This is a genomic window from Micromonospora sp. S-DT3-3-22, from assembly GCF_015354745.1.
Taxonomy (GTDB): Bacteria; Actinomycetota; Actinomycetes; order Mycobacteriales; family Micromonosporaceae; genus Micromonospora; species Micromonospora wenchangensis.
The window spans coordinates 1-4,722 of the sequence record NZ_JACGMO010000225.1; the positions used below are offsets into that span (position 1 = coordinate 1).

Sequence of the window (4,722 nt, forward strand, 5' to 3'; positions counted from 1 at the left end):
CCGGCGGCGGGCCGAGCGGTCGGGGTGCGGCCGGCATGCCGCTGCCGGGGACCGGCTCGGGGCGGCTACGACGACCGGTCGGCACCGGCGGTGCCGGCTCGGCGGGCCGGACCGGACGCAGCCCGGGGCCGGTGCCGCTGATCCCGGTCAGTTCGGCCACCTGCTCGCCCCGCCGGGCGGCGGCGCGGCGACCGGGCAACGGGCTCGGGGCGCTGACCCGGGTGGCGAGCGCGCCCACCAGGGCCTCGCAGCCGGCGTCGCAGGCGCGTACCGCGGCGACCGACTGCCGGACGGTTTCGGCGACGGCGGAGGTGAGCGCCCGGTTGACGGCGGCCCGGCGCGGGGTCTCGGAGATGGCCACCCGCAGCGCGGTGACGGCCGCCTCGATCTCCCCGGCCTCGGCGACCCCGTCGGCGGTGAGCCGTGCGGTGACCGCCTCGGCGGCCACCGACATGTCCCGGCCCCGGGCCGACGTGCCGGTGAGCATGTTCGGCTCGGGCAACGCGTCGAGGACGGCGAGCGCCACCGGCTCGGCCGGGTCCGGGTAGGCCCGCAGGGCCGCCGGGTAGAGCTCGCGGAGCACCTCACGCAGGGCCACGGCGGCGGAGTGCCGGCCGCTGGACAGGGCGGCGTGGGCGGCGAGGACCTGCTTGAAACCGGCCAGGTCCCGGGGGGTCGGCAGGGTGACCGCGGAGAGCGCGCCGGCCTGGAGGGCGCGGGCCAGGCCCACCGCCCGCCGCTCGGCCGGCGCGGACTGCATCTCCTCCAGGGAGTCGTCGTCGGCGAACCGCTCGGCGAAGTCGTCGACCGAGTCGTCGTCGGCGATCGCGAGTGGACGGCCGGCCGCGCTCAGCAGTGAGGTGACCGCGTGGTCGTCGCTGTCGGCGGCGATCGCCACGCCACTCGGCCCGCCCGACCGCTCCACGAACAGCGTGACGAGCCGGGCGTAGCCGGCGGCGTCGTCGCTGATCTCGTAGACATGCAGCAGACGGCCTGCGTCGTCGACCACGGCGGACGTCAGCGTCGATCCGGCCGAGGCCGGTCGGTCAGCCGGATCTGCCGAGGCCAGACCGCAGTACACGCGCACGAGCGCCAAGGCGTCGTCCTCCTCCCGGGACACCGGTCTATTCACTGCCAGCCACTGATGCTCCCCGCTCGGGGTCAGTCGCGCCAGTCCACGACGGCAGAGATCTTGCCGACAATGGTGCGCCATCCCAAGCTTGCGGTCTGGGCCCCGATTTTTTTCAGCCGCCTACGGCCGAGAAAACCACCGACTCCGCCGTTGACAGAAGCGCGCAGCGCCTCGTCGAGGTCGTCCAGGCTGGAACCGGCCGAGAGCATGTCCAGCACGGCGGGCAGCCGCAGCGCGTACGACAGGTCGCGGGCGACCTCGCCGGCCTCGATGAGCAGGGTGGGGTCCCACGTGTCGTGCCCGCCGCGCAGGTTCTCCACGACCAGGTCGAGCTCGTAGGTGTCCTCGTCGCGCGGGGCGATGTCGGCGGGCTCCACCCGTTCGGACAGTTCATTCCAACCGTCCAGTTGAGACATGTCGTTGGGCGCGCCGGAGCGGACGAAGCTGACCAACGACTCGGGGGTCTTGAACAGCAGCAGCCGGCCCTTGTGGCTCAGGAAGACCGGCACCTCCTCGTCGCCCTCGTCGCCCTCGTCGTCGCCGTCGGTGTCCGTGTCCGCGTCGTCGTCCGTGGCGTCGGCCTCGGCGTCCGGGTCGGCGGTGTCGGTGTCCGGGTCGGCGGTGTCGCGCTTGCGGTCGGTCCGCTTGCCGTCGCCCTCGGCCTTGGCGTCCGCTCCGTCGTCCTCCGCCGTGAGGGCGGCGAACTCCTCGTCGAGGATGATCACCTCGTCGTCGTCCTCGGCCTCGACGACCTGACGCCGGGCCAGGAAGGGGTCGTCCTCGTCGCGCTCGACGACGTCCGTCGGGGTCAGCTCGCGTGCCGGCCGGTACGCCCGGAGCGTGAAGCCGGTGCCGGCGGGCAGGGCGATCTCGACCGGATCGATGTTCAGCTCGTCCCAGAGCGAACGGTCGACCGGGCCGGGTTCCACGTCGGGCCCGGCCGGCCCATCGGTGTCGTCGAGCTCGGGTTCGTCGGCGTCGGGCCGTTGGGGCGACTGGCGGGCCACGCTGACCTCCGTGTGCGTCGGGTTTGCCCACCCGGCGGCCTCGCGGTCGCCGAGTGACTCTGGGCACATACCCTAATGGGCGTCCCTGCGTCGGCGGACCCCGCACCCCGGGGCCGCCGCGAACCCGCACCTCGACGGCACTGCGAACCCGCACCTCGACGGCGTCCGGGGCCCGTGTCCCGCTGGCGGTCCGGCGGGTTGACAAGTAGCGTAACTACACATGAAGGCTCAGGCGCTGCACGGCCACCTCGACGCCCTGCTCCTGGCCGTGCTGGAGCAGGGGGAACTGCACGGCTACGCCGTCATCGAGGCCCTGCGCGCCCGCAGCGACGGGCAGCTCGACCTGCCGACCGGCACCATCTACCCGGCGCTGCGTCGGCTGGAACGGGCCGGTCACGTGGCCAGCTCGTGGAGCACCGTCAACGGTCGGGAGCGGCGCACCTACCGGCTCACCGACTCCGGCCGGGCGGCACTGGCCGGCGAACGGGCCGGCTGGCGCGCGTTCAGCGCGACCGTCGGCCGGTTCCTCGACCCCGCCGCCCCACCCCCCGCCCCGGCCTGACCCCGCCCGGTCCGCCTGCGCCGGCCCGACCCGGTGCCGGCCGGGCGGTCCGTCGCCGGGCGCGGCGTCAACGGGCGACCACCAGCCACAGCCGGGTGGCCCGTTCCCGGGACGGCGGGGTCAGCGGGCGGCCACCAGCCACAGCCGGGTGGCCCGGAAGAGCGTGAAGTAGGCGGCGCCGGCCAGCACCGATCCGACGATCATCGGCGGCCAGGTCAGGGCCGCGTCCCACAGCCCGACCGACCAGGCGAACAGCGCCACCCCGGCGACCGCGCCGACGACCAGCGTGCCGGCCAGCCCGAGCCCGAGCAGCCGCTCGACCGGCACGGTGGCCCGGCCCCGCCGGGCCGCCCACCGCCCGCCCAGCAGGGCCGCCAACGCCAACCCGGCCACGACCAGCCAGATCCCGTCCATCGAGGCGGCGAGCACCTGGTAGCCCGGCGGCGGGGGCGGCCCGCCGCTCCAGCTCGACCCCCGCCAGGTCAGGTCGCCGCCGAGGGTCAGCACCACGGCGATCAGCAGCGCCCGCCGGGACAGCCCACGCAACGCCCCGGCGGCCAGTTCCGCCTGGTACGCCGGGGCCAGGTCGGCCGGCGTCCCGAAGTCGGCCACGGCCCGCCGTTCGGCCTCCCGCGCCGGCAGCCCCCGTTCCCGGTACGCCCCGGCGGCGTCGTCCAGCGCGTCCCGTACCTCGCGGAGCAGCTCGGCCCGCAGCCGCGCCGGACCCCGCAGCCGGGACCCCAGATCCCGTAGCCGCTCGTCGATCCCCATCCCGTCGCAGGCACGCATGGCACCACCCTGTCACGCGCCGGTGCGCCCGCGCGTCGGGGAGATCCCCGGACCCGCGCTCCGGGGCCGGCCCCCGGATGCCGCGCCGGATCAGGGCGTCAGGGCCAGGTAGCCGCGCTCGGCGGCCGCCTGGAGCAGCCACTGGTCCCGGTACCAGCCGGGGGTGGCGACCAGGTCGGTGTGCCGTCCCCGCTGGACGATCCGCCCGGCGTCGAGCACCACGATCTCGTCCAGCCCGGCCAGGCCGTTGAGCCGGTGACTGATCACCAGCACCGAACGTCCGGCGGGGGTGGCCGCCAGCGTCCCGGCCAGCACCGCGTCGGCGGCGACCGGGTCGAGCCCCTCGGTCGGCTCGTCCAGCACCAGGACGCCGGGCGCGGCGAGCAGGGCGCGGGCCAGCGCGAGCCGCTGCCGCTGACCACCGGAGAGCTGACCGCCCTCCTCGCCGACCACGGTGTCCCAGCCGTCCGGCTGCTCCCGCATCCAGTCCAGCAGGCCGGCGGCGCGGGTCGCCCCGACCAGTTCCGCCTCGTCCGCGTCCGGCCGGCCGAGCAGCAGGTTCTCGCGGACCGAGGCGTGGAACACGTACGCCTCGGCGAGCAGGCCACCGACCGCCCGGGGCAACTCCCCGGGCGGGTACGCCGAGACGTCCCGGCCGGCGAGGGTGACCCGGCCGGCGTCGGGCCGTACCGCCCCGGTCAGCACGGCGGCCAGGGTGCTCTTGCCCGCCCCGCTCGGCCCGACCACCGCGATCCGGCGTCCGGCGGGCAGGTCGAGGTCGAACCCCGCCAGCGCGGGCGCGGCCCCCTCCCGGTACCGGACGACGACCCCGTCGAACCGCACGTCGAGCCCCGTCGTGGTCGCGTCCATCGGGCCACCGTCCGCCGCATCGGTGCCGGGTCCCGCCGTCGACCGCTGCCGACCGGACCCGGCCCCGGGGTCACCGTCGGTGTCGACGCCGGGGGCGTCGTCGAGCAGGGCGGCCACCCGGGCCAGGCCGGCGCGGAGCTGGGTGTGCTGACGTGCCGCACCGACCAGCGCCAACGCGATCTCCACCGCGGCGAGGGTGCCGACGGCGAGCACGCCCACCAGCACCCCGGGCACGTCGGCGCGGAGCGCGGCGAGCACCACCCCGGCGGCGGTCAGCCCGGCCACCAGCACCCCGGCCGCGTCCACCGCGAACCCGGTCACGGCGAGCCGGCGCTCCAGCCGGGCCAACCGGTCGGCGCGCC

General features: G+C 76.3%; 4 protein-coding genes and 1 pseudogene. 1 reads left to right on the top strand and 4 read right to left on the bottom strand.

From position 1 onward, the window contains the following. Nucleotides 1–1,120, bottom strand: a pseudogene (locus tag H1A17_RS33365) (transposase); the annotation flags it as partial. Nucleotides 1,121–1,161: 41 nt separating this feature from the next. Next, complete coding sequence (locus tag H1A17_RS33370) at nt 1,162–2,208, bottom strand: DNA primase (RefSeq protein ID WP_194823753.1); 1,047 nt, start codon at nt 2,206–2,208, stop codon at nt 1,162–1,164. Between the two features lie 151 nt (nt 2,209–2,359). On the opposite strand from H1A17_RS33370, the gene H1A17_RS33375 reads away from it, so the two are divergent. Further along, the gene (locus H1A17_RS33375; protein WP_145917855.1) at nt 2,360–2,701 is read left to right on the top strand and encodes a PadR family transcriptional regulator; all 342 of its coding nucleotides are present in this window, start codon (nt 2,360–2,362) and stop codon (nt 2,699–2,701) included. 120 nt (nt 2,702–2,821) lie between these two features. Here H1A17_RS33375 and H1A17_RS33380 read toward each other — a convergent pair whose 3' ends face one another. Continuing rightward, entirely contained in the window at nt 2,822–3,490 is a 669-nt protein-coding gene (locus H1A17_RS33380; protein WP_194823754.1) for a permease prefix domain 1-containing protein, read from the bottom strand. A gap of 90 nt (nt 3,491–3,580) precedes the next feature. Next, the coding region (locus tag H1A17_RS33385) for an amino acid ABC transporter ATP-binding/permease protein (protein ID WP_194823755.1) at nt 3,581–4,722 on the bottom strand (1,142 nt) is incomplete at its 5' end.

Excerpts from the sequence above, each read along its gene's own strand:
- H1A17_RS33380 (WP_194823754.1), bottom strand. The coding sequence starts at position 3,490 with ATGCGTGCCTGCGACGGGATGGGGATCGACGAGCGGCTACGGGATCTG.
- H1A17_RS33370 (WP_194823753.1), bottom strand. The coding sequence starts at position 2,208 with ATGTGCCCAGAGTCACTCGGCGACCGCGAGGCCGCCGGGTGGGCAAAC.
- H1A17_RS33375 (WP_145917855.1), top strand. The coding sequence starts at position 2,360 with ATGAAGGCTCAGGCGCTGCACGGCCACCTCGACGCCCTGCTCCTGGCC.